General features: G+C 31.5%; 21 protein-coding genes and 2 riboswitches. Of the genes, 19 read left to right on the forward strand and 2 right to left on the reverse strand.

All coding sequences use genetic code 11. From position 1 onward, the window contains the following. Positions 1–415: 415 nt before the first annotated feature. Both Q4586_RS13295 and Q4586_RS13300 read right to left on the reverse strand, forming a co-directional pair. Entirely contained in the window at positions 416–1,264 is an 849-nt protein-coding gene (locus Q4586_RS13295) for an IS3 family transposase (RefSeq protein WP_303529840.1), read from the reverse strand. Beyond that, positions 1,210–1,668 (reverse strand): helix-turn-helix domain-containing protein, encoded by a 459-nt coding sequence (locus Q4586_RS13300; RefSeq protein ID WP_303529762.1) that lies wholly within the window; start codon positions 1,666–1,668, stop codon positions 1,210–1,212. Before Q4586_RS13300 ends, Q4586_RS13295 begins: the two co-directional genes overlap by 55 nt. A gap of 345 nt (positions 1,669–2,013) precedes the next feature. Between Q4586_RS13300 and Q4586_RS13305 the strand changes: the two genes are divergently transcribed. From Q4586_RS13305 to Q4586_RS13395, 19 genes are all read left to right on the forward strand, one after another. Beyond that, positions 2,014–3,477: a cobyric acid synthase gene (locus Q4586_RS13305; protein WP_303529764.1), complete on the forward strand. Its 1,464-nt coding sequence runs from the start codon at positions 2,014–2,016 to the stop codon at positions 3,475–3,477. Then, positions 3,471–4,478: a pyridoxal phosphate-dependent aminotransferase gene (locus Q4586_RS13310; RefSeq protein WP_303529765.1), complete on the forward strand. Its 1,008-nt coding sequence runs from the start codon at positions 3,471–3,473 to the stop codon at positions 4,476–4,478. The genes Q4586_RS13305 and Q4586_RS13310 overlap by 7 nt, the downstream gene beginning before the upstream one ends. After that, positions 4,469–5,410: an adenosylcobinamide-phosphate synthase CbiB gene (gene cbiB / locus Q4586_RS13315; RefSeq protein WP_303529766.1), complete on the forward strand. Its 942-nt coding sequence runs from the start codon at positions 4,469–4,471 to the stop codon at positions 5,408–5,410. Before Q4586_RS13310 ends, cbiB begins: the two co-directional genes overlap by 10 nt. Beyond that, on the forward strand, positions 5,403–5,930 hold the full coding sequence (locus Q4586_RS13320) for an AAA family ATPase (protein ID WP_303529767.1): 528 nt from the start codon (positions 5,403–5,405) through the stop codon (positions 5,928–5,930). The genes cbiB and Q4586_RS13320 overlap by 8 nt, the downstream gene beginning before the upstream one ends. Positions 5,931–5,941: 11 nt before the next feature. Then, a riboswitch (cobalamin riboswitch) is annotated at positions 5,942–6,146 on the forward strand. 94 nt (positions 6,147–6,240) lie between these two features. Continuing rightward, positions 6,241–8,532, forward strand: coding sequence for a TonB-dependent siderophore receptor (locus tag Q4586_RS13325; protein WP_068706485.1), 2,292 nt, complete (start codon positions 6,241–6,243; stop codon positions 8,530–8,532). Between the two features lie 6 nt (positions 8,533–8,538). Continuing rightward, positions 8,539–9,996: a PepSY domain-containing protein gene (locus Q4586_RS13330; RefSeq protein ID WP_303529772.1), complete on the forward strand. Its 1,458-nt coding sequence runs from the start codon at positions 8,539–8,541 to the stop codon at positions 9,994–9,996. A 72-nt stretch (positions 9,997–10,068) separates the two neighbouring features. After that, positions 10,069–10,276, forward strand: a riboswitch (cobalamin riboswitch). Between the two features lie 314 nt (positions 10,277–10,590). Then, positions 10,591–11,391 (forward strand): (2Fe-2S) ferredoxin domain-containing protein, encoded by an 801-nt coding sequence (locus tag Q4586_RS13335; RefSeq protein WP_303529774.1) that lies wholly within the window; start codon positions 10,591–10,593, stop codon positions 11,389–11,391. Positions 11,392–11,393: 2 nt separating this feature from the next. Then, positions 11,394–12,938 (forward strand): uroporphyrinogen-III C-methyltransferase, encoded by a 1,545-nt coding sequence (gene cobA / locus Q4586_RS13340; RefSeq protein WP_303529777.1) that lies wholly within the window; start codon positions 11,394–11,396, stop codon positions 12,936–12,938. A gap of 4 nt (positions 12,939–12,942) precedes the next feature. Next, positions 12,943–13,875, forward strand: coding sequence for a sirohydrochlorin chelatase (locus Q4586_RS13345; RefSeq protein ID WP_303529779.1), 933 nt, complete (start codon positions 12,943–12,945; stop codon positions 13,873–13,875). After that, on the forward strand, positions 13,872–14,582 hold the full coding sequence (gene cobI, locus Q4586_RS13350) for a precorrin-2 C(20)-methyltransferase (RefSeq protein ID WP_068706475.1): 711 nt from the start codon (positions 13,872–13,874) through the stop codon (positions 14,580–14,582). The genes Q4586_RS13345 and cobI overlap by 4 nt, the downstream gene beginning before the upstream one ends. Further along, positions 14,579–15,955, forward strand: coding sequence for a precorrin-3B C(17)-methyltransferase (gene cobJ, locus Q4586_RS13355; RefSeq protein ID WP_068706473.1), 1,377 nt, complete (start codon positions 14,579–14,581; stop codon positions 15,953–15,955). Before cobI ends, cobJ begins: the two co-directional genes overlap by 4 nt. 2 nt (positions 15,956–15,957) lie before the next feature. Further along, positions 15,958–16,596 carry a 5,6-dimethylbenzimidazole synthase gene (bluB, locus tag Q4586_RS13360; protein ID WP_068706471.1) on the forward strand — a complete coding sequence of 213 codons (639 nt, stop codon included), beginning with the start codon at positions 15,958–15,960 and terminating at the stop codon, positions 16,594–16,596. Between the two features lie 3 nt (positions 16,597–16,599). Then, the gene (gene cbiE / locus Q4586_RS13365; RefSeq protein WP_303529781.1) at positions 16,600–17,799 is read left to right on the forward strand and encodes a precorrin-6y C5,15-methyltransferase (decarboxylating) subunit CbiE; all 1,200 of its coding nucleotides are present in this window, start codon (positions 16,600–16,602) and stop codon (positions 17,797–17,799) included. After that, complete coding sequence (gene cobM / locus Q4586_RS13370; protein ID WP_303529783.1) at positions 17,800–19,641, forward strand: precorrin-4 C(11)-methyltransferase; 1,842 nt, start codon at positions 17,800–17,802, stop codon at positions 19,639–19,641. 14 nt (positions 19,642–19,655) lie between these two features. After that, positions 19,656–20,129: a hypothetical protein gene (locus tag Q4586_RS13375; protein ID WP_303529785.1), complete on the forward strand. Its 474-nt coding sequence runs from the start codon at positions 19,656–19,658 to the stop codon at positions 20,127–20,129. A 45-nt stretch (positions 20,130–20,174) separates the two neighbouring features. Next, entirely contained in the window at positions 20,175–20,963 is a 789-nt protein-coding gene (locus Q4586_RS13380; RefSeq protein WP_303529788.1) for a precorrin-6A/cobalt-precorrin-6A reductase, read from the forward strand. After that, on the forward strand, positions 20,954–22,039 hold the full coding sequence (cbiD, locus tag Q4586_RS13385) for a cobalt-precorrin-5B (C(1))-methyltransferase CbiD (RefSeq protein WP_303529791.1): 1,086 nt from the start codon (positions 20,954–20,956) through the stop codon (positions 22,037–22,039). Before Q4586_RS13380 ends, cbiD begins: the two co-directional genes overlap by 10 nt. Next, positions 22,036–22,752 (forward strand): hypothetical protein, encoded by a 717-nt coding sequence (locus Q4586_RS13390; RefSeq protein WP_303529794.1) that lies wholly within the window; start codon positions 22,036–22,038, stop codon positions 22,750–22,752. Before cbiD ends, Q4586_RS13390 begins: the two co-directional genes overlap by 4 nt. Next, positions 22,749–24,392, forward strand: coding sequence for an AAA family ATPase (locus Q4586_RS13395; protein ID WP_303529797.1), 1,644 nt, complete (start codon positions 22,749–22,751; stop codon positions 24,390–24,392). Before Q4586_RS13390 ends, Q4586_RS13395 begins: the two co-directional genes overlap by 4 nt. Positions 24,393–24,397 lie beyond the last annotated feature (5 nt).

Consider the following 24,397-nt stretch of genomic DNA (forward strand, 5'->3'; position numbering starts at 1 on the left):
TTGAAGCATTTGTTTGAGCTCTTTTTTGGTTTTACTAAAAAAATCAAAAAAAGCGAGTGTGGAAAGCGTGAATAGCTGCTATTAATTATTCTAATGCTATTTTATAATAGTAGAAGGATTGATTATACTAACAATTATCATAAAAGATTAATTTTTTGATAGTTCTCTGAGAGATATCCTTTCCAGATTTGATATTATCTTTGATCCGGTTAAACACTTTGGTTCAAGATATTTATATTGCCATTGAGATTCAGCAACATTAAGCCAAAATTATTTTGACCTTTGTTAGATTCAACTAGTTTTTTATTTTTTATTATACTGATATAGATTGACCTTTTTTAGGTATAATTTATACGGTTAAAAAGATTTTTTTAGCCGTTTAGAAGGTGAAAAAACATTTGAACTAGGTTTGTTATTAAATTTTAAGTTCAGGTAAATTTAGTTTATTTTTTCGATACGATTTGTATTTTAGATTAGGATTTAAATGTACTTCTGCAGGTTTTCTTAATTCTAGGCTAAAATGCGTTCTTAAATTGTTATAAATGAAGAGCGCTTGCTCAGTCATTTTTTGCGCTAATTCTGTATTTTTAATAGTTTGTTTTAGTCCATATTCGTATTTCAATGTTCTGTTAATTCGTTTTGCTACAGTATTTTCATATGGGTCGTATTGTTCAGTCATACTCATTATGATATTGTTGTCTTCGGCAAAAGCGGTATACTTAGGATTGCAGTATTGAAATCCTCTGTCAGAATGATAAATTAGTTTTTTTTGGGGGTATTTTCTGTTTTTAATAACTATGGCGAGCGCATCAGTACAAAGTGATGTTCTCATATGGTTATCGAGTTTGTAGCACATAATTTGCTTAGAATACGCGTCTGTAACAATGGCTAAATAATTATGGCCGTATTGTGTTTTAATATAAGTGATATCGCTTACCCATAGTTGTTCTGGTCGATTAGGAACGTAATTTTTTACAAGGTTCTTATATTTTTTGTATAAATGGTTTGAGTTTGTTGTGGTTATGTAGTTTTTCCGTTTAGGAATCAAAAGATTATTTAGTCTTAGGAAGCGATAGAACTTGTTTCTACAGATCTTAATATTAGCGTTTACAAAGTCTTGTTTTAGTTCTGTGTATAGCTTAATTCCACCGGTTTTCGAGCCTACTTTTTTACGGTATTCCTTGACCATTTTAATTAGTTCTTGACGCTCTATTTGTTGTCTTTGTTGTGCTTTGAGTCTTTTGTAGAAGGCTTGTTTAGATATCCCAAAACATCCATAGAGCCATTTTCTCTTATACGCTGTTTTTTCTTTAGCGCTATCTCTTTTGCTAATGTTTTGGGCAATGACTTTTTTGACATATCGACGCCTGTAATGAGTTCCATATCCGCGATAATGTCTTGTTGGAAGTCTTTTTGAAACTCAAGTTCTTCAATCTTTTCCTTTAACCTTTTAATCTCATCGTTTTTACTCATACCCGTATTTTGTTGCACTAAAGTAATGTATTTTCTTAACCAATAGGAAATAGTAGTTCTGGGAATGTCATATTTTTTAGAAGCTTGATTATTGGATATTTGCCCGCTAAGTATTTGGTCAACGACTAAAATTTTTGTTTCTAAAGTTGCTTTTTGATAGCTTTTTTTTCGCCAGTGTTCATTTTGTGTTTTCATAAGTGACTATAATTAAAGGTTTAATTTTTAGTCAACCTATTTTAGAAAAATTCATTTGTCAAATGACTTACAAAGGTTTTGTGTATGGATAGTTGCGTGTTTAAGCAACTAATAAAGCTGTTCTTTTTAAGAACATTATAAGTAATATTAAAACATGAAAAAATAAAGTTAGGTAACTAAATTGTTACCTGTTTAATTTATCCTATTATCTAATTTACCTCACTAAAACGATACTTCTCAAACATTAAAAAATCGTAAAAAGGTATTCTTAATAATTTTCACTATAAACCCCAAACAAAGTATATATTATTCAATATTTTTGTTTTTCTAAAAAAAAAAATTAAAATGCAAAACCTACAGCCTATAATGTTAGTTGGTACTGGATCGGATGTTGGAAAGAGCTGGATAACCACAGGAATTTGTAGGTGGCTTAAACAGAAAGGATATGCGCCTGCTCCGTTTAAAGCCCAAAACATGTCGCTAAATAGTTTTTCTACGCCCGATAATTTGGAAATAGGAAGAGCCCAAGCAGTACAAGCAGAAGCATGTGGCATTCCGCCAACTGTAGAAATGAACCCTATTTTGTTAAAACCATCGTCGTTAAATAAATCGCAGATAGTACTACACGGTAAACCAATTGGAGACCAAACGGCGAAAGAATATTTTTTAGGAGACAATAAAAAACAGCTTTTTGAGGAAGCTAAAAAATCATTTCATCAATTAGCGGCAAAGCACAACCCTATTGTAATGGAAGGCGCTGGAAGCATTAGCGAATTAAACTTAAAACATAGAGACATTGTAAATATGCGAATGGCAGCTGCAGCCAATGCTTGTGTGTATTTAGTCGCAGATATCGATAAAGGAGGCGTATTTGGTAGTGTGTATGGTACTATTGAATTGTTAGATGACTGGGAACGAAAACTTATAAAAGGAATTATTATTAATAAGTTTAGAGGAGATACTGCATTATTTGTTGATGGGAAGAAGAAATTAGAAGAGCTCACAAACATACCTGTTTTGGGAATTTTACCCTATGAGAAAGATATTATTCTTGAAGAAGAAGATTCAGTAGCATTAAATAGTAGGGAAACAACTGCAACGAATAATAAATTAAATATAGCGGTAGTAAAACTCCATTATATGTCTAATTACACCGATTTTCAGGCATTGGAACAAGAACCACTTATCAATTTATATTTTACCAGAAACGCTGAAGAACTAAACAAAGCAGATGTACTCATTATTCCGGGTACAAAAAATACGATTGAAGATTTAATCGCTTTAAAAAAGGATGGATTAGATAGTATTATTAAAAAGCAATATGCGAACATTCCTGTTATCGGAATTTGTGGAGGGTATCAAATGTTAGGTAAAGTGGTGAAAGATCCTTTTTCTGTGGAAAGTAATATTAAATCGGAAGATGGTTTGGGGGTATTTGATATTGAAACAACACTTTCTAAAACAAAACAAACGGTACAACGTAATTTTCAGTTTAAAGACATTAAGGAGCTTTGCGAAGGGTACGAGATTCATATGGGGGAGACCATTGTACCTAAAAACAAACATTTAAACTGTATTAATGGTAAGGAAGAAGGTTATTTTGATGGAAATAAAAGTTGGGGAACCTACCTACATGGTATTTTCGATAATCAAGAAATAACTACAGAGTTATTGCAATTAAAATTTCCGAATGCGAAGGCTAAAAACTACAAAGTATTTAAAGCAACACAGTTTACTAAATTAGCAAACTGGATAGATGAAAATTTAGATATGGCAACCATTTTAAAAAACGGCGCACAAAAATGTTAAACGGTCATGGAGACGATCTTCATTTAATTGAAGGAGAAATTACGCACAACTTTAGCTCTAATGTGTATTATAAAGGATGTCCTGAAGCGTTGCTTGATGATATATCGAGGAATATTAATTTAATTCAAAGTTATCCATCGCCTACTGCTAGCGAATTAAATGAATTGGCAGCTAAAAAGTTCCAACTCAATAACGAACAGTTTTTATTTACCAATGGCGCAACAGAAGCTTTTTATCTCATAGCTCAATTATATTCTGATAAAAAAGCAGTCATTGTAGCACCTACTTTTTCGGAATATGAAGATGCTTGTAAAATTTTTCAGTTAGAGTATCAGTTGATTTCTAGAGCAGTAATAAAAGATACGAGCGCAGATCTTATTTTTATATGCAATCCAAACAATCCAAATGGGGCTATTTTTTCGAAAAGTGAATTAGAACTTTTTCTTCAACAAAAAACAGAGACTATATTTGTTATTGACGAAGCATATATAGAGTTTACTAATAGCATTGAATCAATTGTTTCACTGACAAAAAAGTATAAAAATTTAATAGTTGTCCGTTCATTAACCAAAACATTTACAATTCCCGGATTGCGTTTAGGGTATGTCATTTCAAATGCTTCACTCATAACAAAGCTTTTAAATTTAAAAATGCCTTGGAGTGTTAATTTATTAGCTATAAGAGCAGGGGAATATATTTTTAACAATTACGAAACACTTCAATTTAACGCTTCATTATTATTAGAAGAAACGACGACCTTTAAGAAAGAACTTGCCCAGTTAAAAGGCATAAAAGTTTGTGAAAGCAATACCTCTTATTTTTTAGTTGAATTACTGCATACATCAGCAAAAGAATTAAAAGAATATTTAATAGAAAAGCATCAAATTTTAATTAGAGACGCTACAAACTTTAATAATTTAGAAGGGGAATTCATTCGGCTTTCAACACAAAGTAAAGAAGCAAACAATACACTTATTACAGCCTTAAAAGCATGGATTTAACCTCAATTTACATACTTGTAATTGCTTTTGGGTTGGATTTAATTTTAGGAGATCCGAAAAAACTTCCGCATCTTATTATACTATTTGGTAATAGTATTTCTTTTGGTGAAAAATGGCTTAATAAAAATAATTACAGGCTTTTAAAAGGGGCACTTTTAACCATCATTTTAGTTAGCATTTCTTTTACCCTACCTTATTTAATTATAGAATGGTTACATGCAAATGATTTTAAAATTAGTGCCATTATCTTTTCGGTAATCATGTTGTTTTACAGCCTAGCCAACAAAACATTAGTAAAAGAAGGCTATGCTGTTTTTAATACCCTAAAAAATGAAGGATTAGCGGCGGGTCGTAAACGTTTATCGTGGATTGTTGGTCGTGAAACCAATCAATTAAACGAGCAACAGATTAGAGTAGCTACTTTTGAAACCATGTCAGAAAATTTAAGCGATGGCGTTATTGCTCCACTTTTTTACTTTTTAATTTTAGGAGTTCCCGGAGCCATGGCGTATAAAATGATTAACACCTTCGACTCTATGATTGGGTATAAAAATGACCGATACCTGTTATTTGGTCGATTTGCTGCAAAGCTCGACGATGTTGTTAATTATATACCATCAAGAATTACGGCTTTGTTAATGTTAGTTGTTCAATTTAAAATAAACGGTATTCCATTCGTTATTAAGGAAGGTAAAAAACACAGTAGTCCTAATGCAGGGTATCCTGAAGCTGCTTTAGCCTATATTTTAAACTGTAAATTTGGAGGGCCTAATTATTATCATTGTAAATTAGTAGACAAACCTTTTATTGGCAACAATACTCGAAAAATTGAACACGCAGAAATTAAAAGAGTGGCTACCATTAATTATACCGCTAGTATATTGTTTACTTTTATCATCATTTGTTTACTATTAGTAGTTAACTATGCATAACCTACCTAAAAAATATGTAATTACCGGTGCTCCTGGTACTGGAAAAACGACTTTAATAAATCTTTTAAAAGATACAATTCCTTGTATGGATGAAGTTTCTAGAAGGGTTATTATTAATGAGCAAGAAAATAATAGCAACGGAATGCCTTGGGAAGATATTAATCGTTTTACAGAATTGGTTTTTAAACTAACGAGTAAAGAGTTATTAAATGTAAGCACCCAAATTTGTGATAGATCGTTACTAGATTTAGAAGCCTATTTAACCGTAGCAAACAAACCAACGCCCAAGTATTTACAAGAGTTTCCTTATAAAGAGGTGTATCATAAAAAAGTGTTTTTTGCCCCTACTTGGTTTGATATTTACTGTAAAGACGCTCAAAGATTACAAGAATTTGAGTATTGTTTAACCCTAGAAAAAGCGCTACTAGCACAGTATATCAAAAAAGGATTCGAAATTATTATGCTGCCAAAAACTTCTGCTTCCATAAGAAAAAAACTTATTTTAGAAACTATCGTATAATAAAATACTATATATTCGCCACGATTTTTGGTTTTTTATGCTCTTGTAACATTTAGCATAAGAATTAAAAGGGAATTTGGTGTAAATCCAAAACTGTTCCCGCAACTGTAAAGCTTATTAAAGGCTTCATTAATAAAAACCACTGTAGTTAAAACTATGGGAAGGTAAATGAACGCTAAGTTAAGTCAGGAGACCTGCCTAAATCAAAAACATAATTTAAACTTTCGGGAATAAAAGTTAACGTGTTCGATGGCCTATTTTTTATAGGCTTCTTACTCCTATATTTTAATTTCTGAACAAATGAAACAAAATGAAATTAAAATTTGTATTCTTTTTTTTACTTACTACCAGTTTATTAATTGCGCAGAAAACAAAATCTGTTCAACTTTTAAATAAACAAAACAATCACCCTATTCAGTTTTCATCTATCCTAAATAAAAATTCTAAAAAAGGAACAACCTCAAATACAAACGGTTTTTTTAAAATTACAGGAAAGCCAAACGATAAAATTAATATTTCATACATAGGTTATAAATCAGTAAATGTATTACTTAAAAACTTACCAGCCGTGGTGTATTTACAGCCAACATCTTTTGAACTGAAAGATGTAACTATTTCTTCTAAAAGAAAAAAAAGTACTGCATTAAATAAGCTTCAAATAAAAAACTTAGACGCTCCGTTAACAACAAATAATGTAAGTTCTAAATTAATTAAACTTAGAAATTCTAATGATTTAGGGAGTGCTGTTAAAAGTGCTACTGGGGTTAGACCTATAAATAGGTATGGTGGTTTTCAAACATTTAGAATTAGAGGTTTTAATAATTTTGTATTATTAAATGATGGAGTAAGGGACGAACGTCATAACCTTTCAACAAGTGCGCCTAGTACCAACTTAGCAAATGTTAGCCATATTGAAGTGCTTAAAGGTCCTGCTGGTGTTATGTTTGGGCACTCTGCTTTGGGTGGTATTATAAATATAGTGCGAAAAAAACCAACCGATACTTTTTCTGGAGAGTTTAGTGCTACTTATGGTTCTTTTGACACCTATGAAATGTCTGCAGGTATGGGCGGGCCAATTAATGAAAAATTAAAATATAGAGTCGATTTTGGACTTACTAAATCTAGCGGTTGGAGATATTATGGTGTAAATACCAACAATGCTTCTTTTACGCTTAATTATACGCCTTCTGAAAAGGATTTCTTAGAGCTATCTTTTCAAACAAATAACGATGTATACGATACCGATACAGGTATTCCGGTTGATGATAATGGAGATATTGTTGCAGGAATGGATCCTAAAACAAGGTATAACGATCCGCAAGATTATTTAAAGCACAAACGTTTTGATTTACAGATTAAATATAAGCATAAATTTAATGATAAGGTAAAATTAAACAATAATTTATCGTGGTCTGATGATGATATAAATTATCTATCTACAGAATGGTTATTTTTTAATATTGCTAAAGATTCGATAACTAGAGGGTTTCCTTTTTACTTTAACCATACAACCAATACAATTCAGAATCAATTAGATGTAAGTTATCAGTTTAAGACAGGTAAAATAAAGCACAAATCTATTTTTGGTAATTCTATTACTTTTTTAGATAGAAAATCATTTAGAGGAAGTGTAATTGGCCCAGGTACAAAAACTACTATTTCAGTAATAAATCCGATTCTAAATCAAGGACATATAGAAACTATTGATGAGAAAGTGCAAATAAGAGATGAGTTTAACAGTGGTTTTTATTGGCAAAACTGGTCAGATATTTCTAATCAACTTAAAGTTTTAGTTGGTATTCGTTATGATATTTTTGAAGGAAGCTATGCTACTGATAAAATTAATGCAGATAGGGTTTTAATTGAAGAAGGTAAAAAAACAGAAATTCCTTCAACTGCATTTAGTTATAGAGCTGGTTTGGTATATAAACCTTTTAAAAACTTTAGTGTTTTCTCATCATACTCAAACTACTTTAAACCTTCTAGAACGATATCACCAAGTAGTCAAATTTTTGATCCTGAAAAAGGATATCAAATAGAAGGTGGTATTAAATATGAAAAACTGAATAAACTAAACATTACTTTATCGAGCTTTTATATTTTAAAACACAATATCGTAGAAAGAAATAAGGTTAATGAATACCACCAAATTGGAGAGGCTGACTCTAAAGGAATAGAGTTTGATTTAGCATATACTCCACTAAAAAACATATACATAAAAGCTGGATACGCTTTTACTGAAGCTAAAATACGTGCTTATGATGCAAGCGATTCACAAACAAAAAAAGAAGGTAATGCATTACCTTTTGCGCCAAAACATTTGGCAAATATGTGGCTAAACTATGAGCTAAAAGAAGGTTTAGGTTTTGGTATTGGTGGTAATTATACCAGTAATAATTATACGAACTCTAGTAACTCATTTACATTGCCTTCATACTTATTACTAGATGGTGCTGTTTATTATCAAAAAAATAATGTCCGAGTAGGTTTAAATATAAATAACATTACCAATAAGTTATATTTTACTGATGCTATTTATGATTATCAGTTTTTCCCTGGTGCTGAGAGAAACTTTAAAGTAAACGTAAGTTATAAATTTTAAGTCCCCTTGAAAAAACTTATATCTATACATCATTACTTAGGTACTTTATTTTTTATGCTATTCCTTGTTTGGTTTCTTTCAGGGTTTGTAATGATGTATAAAAGTTTTCCTTTTTTAGGTAAAGAAGAGAAAATACAGCGTAAAAAAGAAACAAGTTTAACTACTAAAAAAATACTAACACCTGCTGCTGTATTTAAGCAAGACACCTTAAAAACAATACACAAACTAAGAATTAATAGTATTCTTAACAACATTGTTTATCATGTAGAAACTGCTTCGGGTAAAGTTATTTCGAGATATGCGAAGGATGGAAAACTTATAAATCTTACTAAAAATAAAGCCTTAGGCATTGCGAAAAACGCTACCAATTTAAAGTACATAGCCGAGGTTACTATTATTAATGAAGTAGATCAATGGATTCCTAAATCTAGATTTATTAAACATTTGCCTGTTTATAAAGTAAAGTTTAAAAACCAAGAAAACACATGGGTTCATATATCTTCTCTTACTGGTGAGGTTTTAAATATTACAACTTCTGGTGATCGGTTTTGGGCATGGGTTGGTGCCATACCACATTGGCTTTATTTTAAAGATATACGTATACATAGTTATTTTTGGCAACAACTTATTTTATGGTTGGCCGCATTTGGTTTGTTAATGACGCTTACCGGAATTGTTACAGGCTTAATACGCTATAAAAAGAAACCCAAAGCTAATTTTAAAAGGTTTAAAAATATATGGTATAATCTGCATTATTATTTTGGTTTAGGTTTTGGCTTGTTTATTTGCACATGGGTATTTAGTGGTTTTATGAGTATGACTCCTTTTAATTGGGTGCCTAGCTCTTCTTTAAACCAACAGGATAAAAGTATTTGGCAAGGGCAAAACTTTACGCTAAAAAGTATTACAGATAAAGATTGGATTAATTTTAAAGAGCTAGCCTCTAAGTCAAAATTTAAAGAGATTCATTTTTCTTTATTTAATGATAATATCTTTATTGAAAAATTCAATAAAGATACTGTTGAAAATCATTGTATTACTTCGATCAATTATAATGCATCAAACGAGCAATACATTGCTAAAATAAACAGTTTTAATACCAAAGAAAAAGTAACGGAATTAATAGTACTTAACGACTATGATGCCTATTATTATGATCGGAAAAATATAAAAACATTGCCTGTTATTAAAATTATTACCAATAAAAGCAACTACTATTATATTAATCCGAAAACCAATACAGTACTCCTTAAATCTGCTCCGAAAAACAGAACAGAAAGATGGTTATATCATGGTTTACATAGTTTAGATTTTTCGTTTCTTTCAAAAAATCGTCCGTTATGGGATATTATCATGATTTTCTTACTTACAGGCGGAACAATTACCTGTATTACTGCTACAGGCCTGGGAATTAAATTTATAAAACGAAAAACTAAAAAACATTTAAAAAAAAAGAAAACATAAAAATTATAAAAGTATTGAGGTAAAAAGAAGAAAAAACTAATTATAGACTCAATCCTGTTATAAAAAATCTATATATTCGCTTCGATTTTTGGTTTCTTATTTCTTTAGTAAAATTTAGAATTATAGAATTAAAAGGGAATTTGGTGTAAATCCAAAGCTGTTCCCGCAACTGTAAAGCTTGTAAAAGGCTTCATTAATAAAAACCACTGTAGTAATTACTATGGGAAGGTAAATGAAAGCTAAGCTAAGTCAGGAGACCTGCCAATATTACAATAATTTATAATAGTAACTCTCGGGTAAAGAGTTAGAAATTATGTTTTTCATATTTTCTTTCCTTGCCTGCTTAATTTCTTTTTTAAATGCAAAAATTGATTTTACGCAGTCTGTGGATTATGTGTTTTTCACTATCCATATTCGCACAAAATAAAACAATAAAAGGTGAAATTACTGATATAAAAATTCAGTTGAATTTTAATAACATCTATAAAACTGGCACCCTATTTTCATTAAGATAATCAACTTTAACCCTCATTATATTTGGGATAAGATCATCCCTTTTCAATAAAAATAAATCTCACATATTCCTTTTAAACCATGGGTAAAAACATCGCTAATACAACACATACTTTTTTCTTTTGCGACGGAGGATCATGCCAAAAGGCAGGTAGTGAAAAAGTTGTTAGAGAGGCTAGAGCTTATTTAAGAAATAACGAGCTTTGGGATACTACCCATACCATTAAAACGAGATGTAACGGACGGTGTGAAGATGCCCCTACTTGTATTGTAAGTCCAGGTGAATTTTGGTATAAAGAATTAACCCCCGAAAAAATAACGCATATCGTAAAAGGACATTTAAATAATGAATGCCCTATAGAAACTGAATTATTATATAAAAAAGGATGGGATAAGCAAATTTCTAACAACGAAAGAGCCCCAATAACACCAAAGCCTTTTGAACTAAAGAATGATACAGAATTAGGTGCGTGTTTTATTACCAAAGGATTTAGTTCAGATCAGTATTTGTATCCGTTATTCTTATTTCTTAGAGAAAACCCAGATGGTGTAACTCTTACTATGACAAATCAAAATTCTATTGATTTTAATGATATTGAAACGTTAGAATATTCTAAAACACATACACTTGAATTATTTACTAAAACAACTTGCATTCCATTAACTATTGCAGCTGTACCAAAAGATAATAAAGAGTTACAACAAGCTAAAATTTCTAGCACGGAATATTTTTATCAAAAGGAATCGCAGCAAGTTGGTATTCGTTTTAAAAATAAATTTGGTGACGTTTTAGGCAAGATAGAGTTCGACTCTATAGCTAATAAAGGCTGGGAATATTGTAGAAAAATACAGTTAAAAAACGCAATTTTAAATTTAACATAACAATGAAAAAAGGTATTTCAATACTAGGTTTAGGTTGGTTAGGTTTACCATTAGCTTTACAACTTCAAAAAAGCGGTTATGCTATTAATGGAAGTACTTCAAGACTCAATAACTTAAAATCATTAGCTACATATTCTTTTCACACCTGTAGAATAAAAGTTGAGGCTGATACCATTATTGGCGACTGGGAATCTTTTATTCATGATACATCTACGTTAATTATAAATTTTCCTCCCAAGCGAATTGAAAATATTGAAACCATTCATCCGCTTCAAATTAAACAAATTATAAAACATACACCGAAAAAAACAAAAATTATATTTGTTAGTTCCACATCGGTATATCAAAACACCAATACTCTTGTAAGTGAATCTCTACATTGCATTCCTGAAAAAGCTTCTGGTAAAGCTCTCATAGAAGCAGAACAGTTATTGCAACAACATTTTGGTAACAACTTAACCGTTTTACGTTTGGCTGGTTTAATTGGCCCTAAACGTCATCCTGGGAGATTTTTGGCAAATAAAAAGCAATTAAAAAACCCTAATGTTCCTGTTAATCTTATTCATCAAAAAGATGTTATTCGCTTAATAGCAACTATTATAAATAAAGATTGTTTTGGTGAAATTATTAACGGTTGTGCTGATATACATCCTAAAAGAAAAGATTTTTATGAGAATGCAGCCATTAAATTAAATATGCCTGCGCCTGTTTTTGAAACTAACTCTAAGGAAAGTTATAAAATAGTTGATAATTCTAAATCAAAATCAATACTAAATTTCACCTATCAATTCTCAAATCCTGAATGGATATTTACAAAAGATTATTTACCTGAAATAGCCATTGTAGGTTGTGGGCCTGGTAATAAAAACCTATTAACCTTAAAAGCTTTTCACGCTATTGAAAATGCTGATATTATTTTACATGATAATTTAATTTCAGATGAAATATTAGCGATTAATACACAGGCTGAACATATTTATGTAGGTAGAAAATACGGAGACAAAGAAGACCAAGAAACACGTCAGAATAACATCAATTCACTAATGAAAAAACATTGTGAACTAGGAAATAAAGTTGTTCGTGTAAAATCTGGAGATCCATACATTTATGGAAGAGCTGCCGAAGAAGTTCGCTTTTTAAAACAGCATAATTTGCCTTTTACTGTGGTTCCAGGAATTTCTGCAGCCTTAGCGGCGGCGAGTTCTGTAAACATTCCTATTACCGAGAGAAGACAATCGAACGCTATTTTAATTTGTACTGCACATACTGCCGATTATTCTACCGCACAGCTTAAAGGAATTGCAGAAATGCTAAACGCTGGTAACACACTAGCACTGTATATGGGGCTAAAAAGTTTAGATAAAATTATTCCTAAACTAATAGAAGTATGCAAAAACACAAACATTCCTATCAATGCAATTTCTAATGTTTCAAGAGATAACGAAGTGTTACTCTCATCAACATTAGGCGAGATAGAAAACGATATAAAAAAACAAGAACTACAAATGCCAGTAGTATTTTTAATAGGAGTAAAACCAATTAATTAAAAGAATGAAAAAAGGAATTTTACTTTGCGGTCATGGTAGTAGAACCAAAACAGGAACCGATGCTTTTAAAGAGTTGGTTGCTATACTACAAGCTCGTTATACAGAATACGAGGTAGATTATGGCTTTTTAGAATTTAATCATCCTGTGTACGAAGCGTCTATTGAACGTATGTATCAAAAAGGAATTCGTGAAATTTATGCGTTACCAATTATTCTTTTTGCGGGCTCGCATGCTAAGAATGATATTCCGTATGAAATGAATACCATACAAAGCTATTATAGTGATTTAACTATAAAAATGGGGAAACACCTTGGTGTGAATTCATTTTTATTAGAATTAGCGCAAAAAAGAGTTTTAGAAGAAGAAAGCAAACATACACCGATGGATAGAAAAGAGGTGTGCTTAATGGTTGTAGGAAGAGGAACAACCGATACTGACGCAAACTCTGATGTTCACAAACTAGCTTGTATGCTAGGTGAAGGAATGGGATTTGGGTTTACAACAGTTTCTTATAGTGGTACAGCCTATCCTTCAGTTACTAAAAGCTTAGAATTAACAAGTAAAATGGAATTTAAACGTACGATTGCAATTCCGTTTTTCTTTTTTACAGGAATTCTGTTAGAGCGTATTTATAATGAAATTCGAACATTTAGTGCAACATCTCCTCATGAATATGTGTACACCAAAGCTTTTGGTAGCGATGAGTTAATCTTAAAAGCTTTTGATGAGCGCTTAGATGAAACCATTAACGGTACAGCAAACATGAATTGCCAATTGTGTAAATACAGAAAACAAATTGTTGGTTTAGAATCGGAAGTAGGAAAAGAACAAATCGGCCATCATTTAGGTGTAAAAGGTGTTTTGTTTGAAGAAGATGAAAAAGTTGGTCAAAAAAACAGCGTATTTACTAAAATTAAAAAAGGTTTAGGAATATGACAAAAGGTACAATATACGGCGTTTCTTTAGGACCTGGTGATCCTGATTTAATTACCTTAAAAGGGTTAAAAACTTTACAAAACGCAGCTAAAATATATTACCCTGGCTCTTTATTTAAAGATGGCAGAAAAGCTAGTTATTCACGCTCAATTTTAGATAACTATAATTTAGATTCACAAAAACTCGAAGGGTTTTATTTAAAAATGGATTTAGAAAGAGCGCAAGCAAAGGTTATTTATGAAACAACCTTTCAACAAATACTTTCTGACTACAATAAAGGATTATCTATAGCAATTGTTAGCGAAGGAGACATTAGTACGTTTAGCTCTTTTTCTTATCTGTTAGAAAAAATACAAGCACATAACTTAAGTATCAATTTAATTCCGGGTATTAGCTCTTACTTGCATTTAGCATCTGAAAGTAAAATACCATTGTGTTTACAAAACGAAAAAGTAGTTGTAATTCCTCGCATACAAACCAAAGAAGAACTAGAAGAGGCTATTGCTAATTTCGATACTGTAGTATTAATGAAAATTATATCGGTTGTTGACATAATTACCGCTGTAATCGATACTCAAAAACATAACGTTACTTATGCCGAACGCTTAGGAACGAATAAACAATTTATAACGAATAACTGGAGTACTGCCAGTGTAAGAGAAACACCTTATTTTTCTCTTATGATTATTAAAAAAATAAACAAATGAAAATAACCGTAGCAGGCCTAGGTCCTGGAGATATCAATTATATGTTGCCCGTAGTTAAAAATGCTTTAGAAAAAGCAGATGTAGTTATTGGTTACGATTATTATTTTCAATTTGGAGCATCACTTTTTAAAGAAGGTGCTGAACTTATTTCGATGCCTTTAGGTAAAGAAGAAGCAAGAGCTCATAAAGCTGTTGAGAAAGCAAAAGAAGATAAATATGTAGTGGTTATTGGTTCTGGTGATGCTAGTATTTACGCCATGGCTGCCATTGTTTATGAAGTGGTATCTAAAGGAAATGATGATGCTATTGAATTAGAAACACTTCCTGGTGTTTCAGCATTTTTAGCTGCTGGCAGTAAATTAGGTGCACCGTTAGGTCATGATTTTTGCTGCATTTCATTGTCTGATTTAATGACACCTTGGAACATAATCGAGCAGAGAATTAAAGCTGCTGCCATGGGTGATTTTGTAACCAGTTTATACAACCCAAAAAGTAAAAAAAGACATTGGCAATTAGGTAGGTTGCAAAAAATATTTTTAACAGAACGCTCACCTGCTACCTCTGTTGCAATTATAAGACATGTAACAAGACCCGAAGAAGAACTTAAGATTACCACTTTAGGAGAATTTAACCCTGAAGATGTAGATATGTTTTGTTTGGTAATGATTGGAAACTCGCAAACCTATCGTTTTAAAGATTATTTGGTTACTCCTAGAGGTTACCTTAACAGAAAACCACATACAGGTAAAGAAATTCAACAAGAAAGTTTTAGAATTGTTACCGATCATATTAAAGAAATTCCTTTTTCTATTCCTGATAAATGGGCAGTAACGAGAGTTATTCATACGACAGGAATTTTAGAAGATTTTAATCATTATTCAGCAACACCGAATGCTATTGAAAACTGGCATACGCATCTTAAAAATGGTGGAGAAATTGTTACTGATGTTACCATGGTAAAAGCAGGTATTACAAAAGCTTTTATAAAAGAATACGGAAACCAAATTCATTGTTTATTAAATGATGAAGAAGCACAAGCGCTAGCTAAATCAGCAGATATTACCCGCTCACAAGCTGGTATTAGAAAAGCTATTGAAAAACACCCGAATGCTTTATATGTAGTAGGAAATGCCCCTACTGCTTTATTCGAAATTGTTGACCAATTAAGAGACAATACTGCTTTTAAACCTGTTGGTATAATTGGTGTACCTGTTGGTTTTGTGAATGTTTTAGAATCAAAAGAACAATTATCACAAATTGCAACTACCGATTGGGTAATTATTGAAGGAAACAGAGGTGGTAGTAATGTTGCAGCAGCTATTACAAATGCAGCTTTTACGTTACCTGAAGCTTCAACTTATTTTAAATCTTAGAAATGAACAAATTCACTCCAGAAAATATAGAAACCTTAGAGCAAATAATACTTGCCCGTAGAGATGTTAGAGGTAATCGTTTTATAGATACACCTATTCTTCAAAAGGATTTAGATAAAATTCTATTTGCTGGAGTAAACGCACCTTCTGTTGGGTTTTCTCAACCTTGGGAATTTGTGGTTATTAAAGATTTAAACATTAGAAATAAAATAAAAGACAGTTTTTTTGAAGAGAACGAAAAAGCGAAAACTCTTTTTGAAGGAAAAAAAGCCGATGCTTACACACAATTAAAATTAGAAGGAATTGTAGAATCGGCATTAAATATCGCAGTTTTTTATAAACCAAGTGAACATCCTGTTTTAGGACAAACTACTATGAAAGAAGCCGGTGTTTACTCAGTAGTATGCGCTATTCAAAATATGTGGTTAATGGCAAGAGCTTTAAATGTTGGCTTAGGTTGGGTAAGTATTTTAGACCCCAACAAAATTAAAACCATTTTAAATGCTCCTGAAAACAGACAATTGATAGGTTATTTATGCTTAGGGCATGTAGATAAGTTTTATGAAAACCCAGAGTTAGAACGTTTGCAATGGGAAAAGCGTAAAAATATAAACGATGTTGTAATTAAAGATTCTTATTAATAAATGAGATTAATAGAAAAACATATCGATTTTTATTTAATTGGAATTAGCAATCATCCTAGTCCGAAATTGAATGATGCTGTCTTGAAATTAATTAAAGAAGCAGCTGTTTTTTCTGGTGGAAAACGACATCATCAATTGGTAAAATCGTTCCTACCCGAAAACCATACTTGGATTGAAATTTCAGGTAAAATGGATGCGCTGATGAATCAGTATAAAAAAATTACGACAACGATTGTGGTTTTTGCCTCTGGTGATCCTTTTTTCTATGGCTTCGGAAATACGTTACAACGCTTATTACCCAATGCTAAATTAAGCGCTACTCCTTATTTTAATAGTATTCAACTGTTATGTCATAAAACACAAACAAACTACAATACATTAAAAGCAGTTTCTGTTCATGGTAGAGATTGGTCTGCACTAGATGAAGCACTAATTAAAAGAAACGAATTAATTGGCGTATTAACCGATAACAAAAAAACACCTGCCGAAATTGCGAAACGCATGCTGCAATATGGTTTTGATAATTACTCAATAACCATTGGAGAAGCTTTAGACGGAGATAATGAACATATTGATCAACTAGATTTAGTTTCTTGTTCTGACAAAACACACAATAATTTAAACTGTGTTTTATTAAAACAAACAGCACCTAAACATAAACCTTTTGGTATTCCTGATGCATCCTTTATTCCATTAACGAATAGAGCAAACATGATTACTAAAATGCCAATTCGATTAAGTACTATTAGTGCTTTAGAATTACAAAATAAAACGGTGTTTTGGGACGTAGGAGCTTGTACAGGATCTGTTGCTATTGAAGCAAAACAACATTTTCCGCATTTAAAAATCGTTGCCTTTGAAAAACGAATTGAATGCACTGATATTATTCAACAGAATACAGAACGATTCGCTACACCTGGTATTGACATTATTATTGATGATTTTTTTAATCTCAATTTAAATGATTTTGAAATTCCTGATGTTGTTTTTATTGGTGGTCATGGTGGACGCTTAAAAGAATTTATTCATTTAATACATCAACTAAATCCAGCAGTACGATTCGTTACTAACGCTGTAAGAGAAAGCAGCTCTAAAATATTTACAGAAGAACTTACAAAATTGAATTACATCGTTAATACTAGTGTTATTCAAGTAAACCAACATAATAAAATTAGCATTCACACAGCTGAACAAAAATAAATGAGAAAAATAGCCATCATAGCAGTAACTGAAAAAGGGATAGAAAAAGCCCTTATTATTCAGAAAGAATTTCCAAAATCATTAGTCATAACTACTTTACAGTCTAGTAATGAAAGTGTATCAACTATTACGTCTATTTCTGACTATTTAGCTGATAATTTCATGAAACTAGATGGTATTTGTTTTGTAACAGCCTTGGGTATTTGCGTACGCTTAATTGCACCATATATTCAAGATAAAAATACCGATCCAGCAGTAATTTCTGTTGATGATTTAGGTTTAAACGTGCAATCTGTATTAAGCGGACATAAAGGTGGCGCTAATGATTTTGCATCAAAAACGGCGAGTGTATTAGGTGCAAATGCTATAATATCTACCGCTAGTGATGTGCAAAATATTTGGGCGTTAGATACCCTCGGAATTCAATTTGACTGGCAAACAGAAAATTCAGTGCCTACGAATAAAATAATGGCGTTGTTTGTTAATAACAAACCAACAGCATTACTTTTAGATATTAAAGATAAAGGTACACAGCATTTAGAAAAAACAGTTCCTAGTTTTGTGACTATTTTTTATAATGAAAAAGATATTGATTATACACAATTCGAATTATTTATTGCGGTAAGTTATAAAGTTTACGAAGCAAAAATTCCTAGTTTATTTTTAATTCCGAAAGTACTATCTGTTGGTTCTGGATGCTCTAAGCAATTAGATTTTAAACTATTTCAAGAAACATTCAAATTAAAACTAGCTGCTGAAGGATTATACTTTTCTGCCATCAAAAACTTTGGTTCTATTGATATTAAAGCTGAACAGCAAGCTTATTTAGACTTTAGTGAGACTAACAATATTCCTTTCAGCACCTTTACTTCTGATAAAATAAACACCGTTACGATACCTAACCCAAGTGCAATGGTACAATCTAAAATTGGTGTTAATGGTGTTTCAGAATCTTGCGCGATGTTACTTTCTGGAAATAATGAATTGCTTGTTGAAAAACAGAAAATTCATTTAGATAACAGTGAGAAATTCACTTTTTCGGTTGCTTTAAACGCAGAAGTAGCTCGTAAAACGGCAGTTGCTATTATTGGTGCAGGGCCTGGTGATGAGGAATTAATAACCGTAAAAGGAAAACAATATTTAGAAGAAGCCGATTGTGTGTTATATGCAGGAAGTTTGATTCCTGAAGAAATGACGAATTGGTGTAAGCCAGGAGCGGTAGTTAGAAACTCTGCAATGATGACTTTAGAAGAGCAAGTTTCTTTAATGCAAGAGCATTATAAAAAAGGAAACGCTATTGTTCGTTTACAATGTGGTGACCCTTCTTTATATGGTGCTATTCAAGAACAAATGACCATTTTTGATGAATTAGGAATGGACTATTTTATTGTACCTGGTATTTCTTCATTTAGTGCAGCTGCCGCAGTATTAAAGTCAGAATTTACCATACCTGAAGTAGTACAATCTATTGTATTAACTCGTGGTGAAGGAAAAACACCAATGCCTTCAAAAGAAAGCATTTCGGCATTTGCAGCAACAAATTCAACCATGTGTATTTTTTTAAGTGTTGGTATTGCTAAAAAAGTAGAAGCACAACTATTAGAACATTTTGATGCAGATACTCCCGTAGCCGTGATGTATCGAATTTCTTGGAAAGATGAAGAAATATTTCAAGGGAAATTAGAGAACCTAGCACAAATTGTAAAAGAGAGTAAAAAAACAAGAACGGTATTAATTGTAGTTGGTCATGCTATTGGAGCTCGTAAAAACAGATCGCAATTATACAATCCTGAATGGAAACATATTTTTAGAACCAATAAGAAATTTGTAGTTACTGAGTAGCTGTGCATCTTAAAATGAATAAAACCTTCAAAAAAATATTAACAGGTATTGCGATTATATCAGGAATTGGAATTATTAGCTATTTAACACTTGTTTCGCTGGTTTGGTATCAATTTAATGTTGGCTGTGGAATGGATGATGGGCCATTTAAAGCTGTAATTGTTACCCCTAGTGAAATAACAAAAAATGCTAAAGAATTTGATTTATCTGATAATGGAATATTAATGTTGGAAAATAGAAATGATACTCTTTCTCCTACATTGACTTTGATTGAAAAAGGAAAAGTTAAATGGACTTTGGATATGAATACTCAAAATACAAAAGGGTACGAATCAACCAACATATGGAAAATTAGTAATATATCATTCGAAAAGAAAACTGACCCAATAAAACTTTTATTTACTGGTCATTGGACTTTTGGAGCTGAACAAGGTTCAATGGAAATTGATAGAGAAAATGGAGATAATAAATTCTGTTTAAGTTGGTAACTTAAAAAAGAACAGGCTAATTAATTAAAAATAAATAAGAAAACAATGATACTTGTATTTGGAGGAACAACAGAAGGTAGAAAAGTAGCAAAATTGCTACAAGAAAAATCGATGCCTTTTGTGTATTCAACAAAAACAAATATTCCTTTTGAAGAAAACAAAATTGCTAGTTACAGGCATGGTGCTTTAAATGAAAAACAGTTAGAAAGTTATCTGATAAAAAACAATGTAAAACTGATTGTTAATGCCTCTCACCCCTTTGCCGAAATATTGCATAATACTATCGCAAGGGTGGCTGAAAGTTTGCAAATACCTGTAATACGATTTGGTAGAAAATTATTATCAAAAAAAAATCATCCGTTAGTATTTTATGTAAATACTTATGATGATGCTTCTAATTTATTTAAAGAAAATCATATACTATTAGCATTAACAGGTGTACAGTCTATTAAAAGACTAAAACATTGGTGGCAAAAAAACACGACCTACTTTAGAATACTAAACAGACCTGAATCTTTAGCTATTGCAAGAGAGAGTAATTTCCCCGAAGATCAATTAATTTTAGGATTGCCTTCTGCTGATTTAAAAAAAGAGATTGAGTTAATTAAAGCGAAATCAATAAATATTGTTTTAACTAAAGAAACAGGAAACAGTGGTTTTTTAAGTACAAAAATAGAAGCGGCATTAAAAACGGACACACAAATCATCATCATCACACAACCAGAAATTCCTCCTTACTTTAAACCAGTATTTAATGTAGTTGAGTTAGAAAACTTACTTACTAGTACGCAGCGTTCATTATCGCTAACTAATAACGCAACTAAATGGGATTAAGAAAAGTACCTAAAGGCCCTTTAAGAGACGGATTTACAACTGGTACGTCTGCCACAGCTGCTGCAAAATCAGGATTGATGGCGATTATCCATCAAAAAAAGATAGCTTCAGTAAGTGTGCACCTCCCTATTGATAAAGTATTGGAAATTCCTGTGCATCATTGTGAATTTACAGAAAACACCGCTAAATCTTCAGTAATTAAAGATGCAGGTGATGATCCTGATGTTACAAACGGAGCAGAAATTGGATGTATTTTAAAACTTACACAAGAAAAAGAAATTCAGTTTATCGCAGGAGAAGGTGTTGGTACTGTTACGCTTAAAGGCTTAGAGCTCGCTATTGGAGAGCCTGCTATTAACCCTGTTCCTAGAAAAATGATAACCAGTGCCATTCAAAAATTATTGCATGATTATGATTTAGAATGTGGAGTATCTGTAACGGTATATGTTACGGATGGCAAAAAGTTAGCAAAACGTACACTTAATGAACGTGTAGGAATCATGAATGGTTTGTCTATTTTAGGTACAAGCGGTATTGTAAAACCTTATTCATCATCATCGTATATCGCAAGTATAGAGCAAGGTATTGATGTTGCTGTTGCTAATAATATTACCGAATTGGTAATTAATTCGGGTGCTAGAAGTGAAAAATATTTATCAAATAAATTTAGTCATTTGCCCGAATATGCTTTTATCCATTATGGAAACTGGATTGGTGATACACTCACTAAAATAAATAAATCTCCCATTAAAAAAGTTAGCATTGGTATTATGCTAGGAAAAGCTGTAAAACTAGCAGGAGGAGTTACAGATACGCATAGTTGTGTTTCTAGTTGGAACAAAGATTTTGTTGTAGAATTAGCTCGTCAAGTAGGCTTTTATGATGCTGATAAAATAAAAGAATTAAACATGGCTGGACGATTGATTGAATTGTTTGAGTTTGAACAAAACTCCCCCTTTTTTCAATTGTTATTAAAACATTGTTATGAAAATACACATTCAAAAATTAAACAGGTAGTACTAGATATTTACCTTATTCATAAAAACGAAACCCTTATTCAATTTATAAAAAAATGACTTTAACTTCTTTAATCAGGCCTTTAATGGCTGGTATTTTACATTCTTTTGAACCCGATCATGTTACAGCTGTTTCAGTATTAGCTACCGAGAATGCCATCAATAAACAAAAAGTTAGTTTTAAAACTGTTTTTAAAGCATCTCAATGGGCTTTTGGTCATTCAGTAACACTATTGCTTTTTGGTGGTGTAGCATTGTTATTTAAAAGCATGGCAACCTTATTTGTAAATGACATTTCTTTTTATGCAGAACTAGCTGTAGGCCCAATTATGATTTGGTTAGGAGTTGTAGCTATTAAAAGAAATCATGCTATTAATGAAATGGTAAATGACCATAAAAAGATTGAAGCTCATGAACACGACCTTTCAAACCCAATACATTTACACGGAACCAAAGGGGAAGAAATAGCCGTAAACCCGATGAATAAATCCTTTTGGATTGGTATGTTACACGGTTTAGCTGGTACAGGAGGTGCCTTAACATCTGCTTTAGTTTTAAGTAGCACCACAGTAGCTGATGCTATTTTAATTTTAGCTGTAGAATCTTTAGGGATTATTGTGGCAATGGGTGTTTACAGTTATGTTTTAATTGCTGTAATGAGTCGATTTTTAGAACGAAACTTAGCTATTTTTAAGTGGATGAATGGCGTTGCAGGAATAGCTTCTGTTATTATTGGAATTGTTTGGTTATATAATAGTATTCCTCAATTATGATACAAGATAAAAAACAACTCAATTTTCCTTTTTCAGCTATTGTTGGACAGGATGATTTTAAGCTAGCGCTAATTTTAAATTTGGTTGATCCACTTATTGGTGGAGTGCTTGCTATTGGTGATAAAGGTACAGGAAAGACTACTTTAATTAGATCGATAACAAACCTAATGAGTAGCCAACAAAATTCATCTTTCGTAAATTTACCTATTGGTGTTTCAGAAGACAGACTGTTAGGTAGTATTGATTTAGAACAATTAATAAATACTAAAAAGGAGATTGTTAACCTTGGTTTAATGGCACAGGCAAACGAAGGTATTTTATATGTAGATGAAATTAATTTATTACAAGATTACCTCACCGATATTTTATTAGATGCAGCTGCTTCTGGTAGTTATTATTTAGAAAGAGAAGGTGTTTCACATTATTTTAAAAGTCGCTTTTGTTTAGTAGGTTCTATGAACCCAGAAGAAGGTAATCTACGTCCACAATTAAAAGATCGTTTTGGTTTAAGTGTTACTATAAAAACACCTACTGACGTTGCAATTCGTCAACAAATAATTAAGCAACGTTTTAAATTTGATGATAATCCTGTTGCCTTTATAGCGAATTATAAAAGTGAAGAGGAAAGTATCTCTAAACAGATTGAAGCTGCTAAAAAGAACTTAAAAGCTATACAAATAACAGATGCTATTATTGAATATTGTAGCGAATTAGCCGTAAAACATCAAGTGGAAGGTTTACGTGCAGATATTTTATTATTAAAAACAGCAAGAGCTTATGTAGCCTATAAAGCTACAGCAACAATTACTAAAAAAGATGTAGATAGAATAGCCGACTTTGTATTAAACCATAGAAGTTTACACACACCTCCTAATCAGCAGGATTCTTCTGAAAATCAAAATAACCAATCACCAGAAAACAATTCTGAGACAAATTCATCTAAAGAAGAAAACACAACTATTCTTATTCCTAAAAACGAATTTAAAAAGCAAAAAGAAAGCGCCTCTAATACCATACAGCAAGCTACAAATACTGTTAATAGTATAGATGGTAATATTTCAGTTACTGATACAAAAAAAACGGTAAGCCAATATTTAGCAACTGATAAATTTGAATTAAAAACGAAACGAAAAAATAACCTATTAAAGCAACATCATGTTTTTTTAATAGACTCTAGTGGTTCAATGTTAAAAGACCAAATTATTGCTTATGCCAAAGGAACTGTAAATAAAATAGCTGAAAACTCTAAAAACCAAAACACAGAATTTTCAATGATTTCTTTGTTTGATGGTGAAGCGCAACTTCTTTTAAAGCAAACAAAAATTTTAAAAGACATTGAAATTGCTTTAATGGATTTAAAAACTGGTGGAAAAACAAATTTAAAAGCAGGTTTTAAACATATAAAACGAATTACTGCTGCTATTGATTTTAAACATTACTTACATATAATAACTGATGGAAAACTAAACGCTGGTGATAATTTAGAAGATACTGTATTGGCTTTTCAAACCTATTGCAAAGGTATACATGATGCTCAAATTATTGATGCAGAAAAAGGAATGGTAAAAATTGGTGAGGCCAAAGAATTAGCCAATCGCATTAATGCGAACTATGAAGTTTTAATTACTGAAAATATATAAACCTA

This window comes from Tenacibaculum soleae, assembly GCF_030549005.1.
GTDB classification, from domain to species: Bacteria; Bacteroidota; Bacteroidia; order Flavobacteriales; family Flavobacteriaceae; genus Polaribacter; species Polaribacter soleae.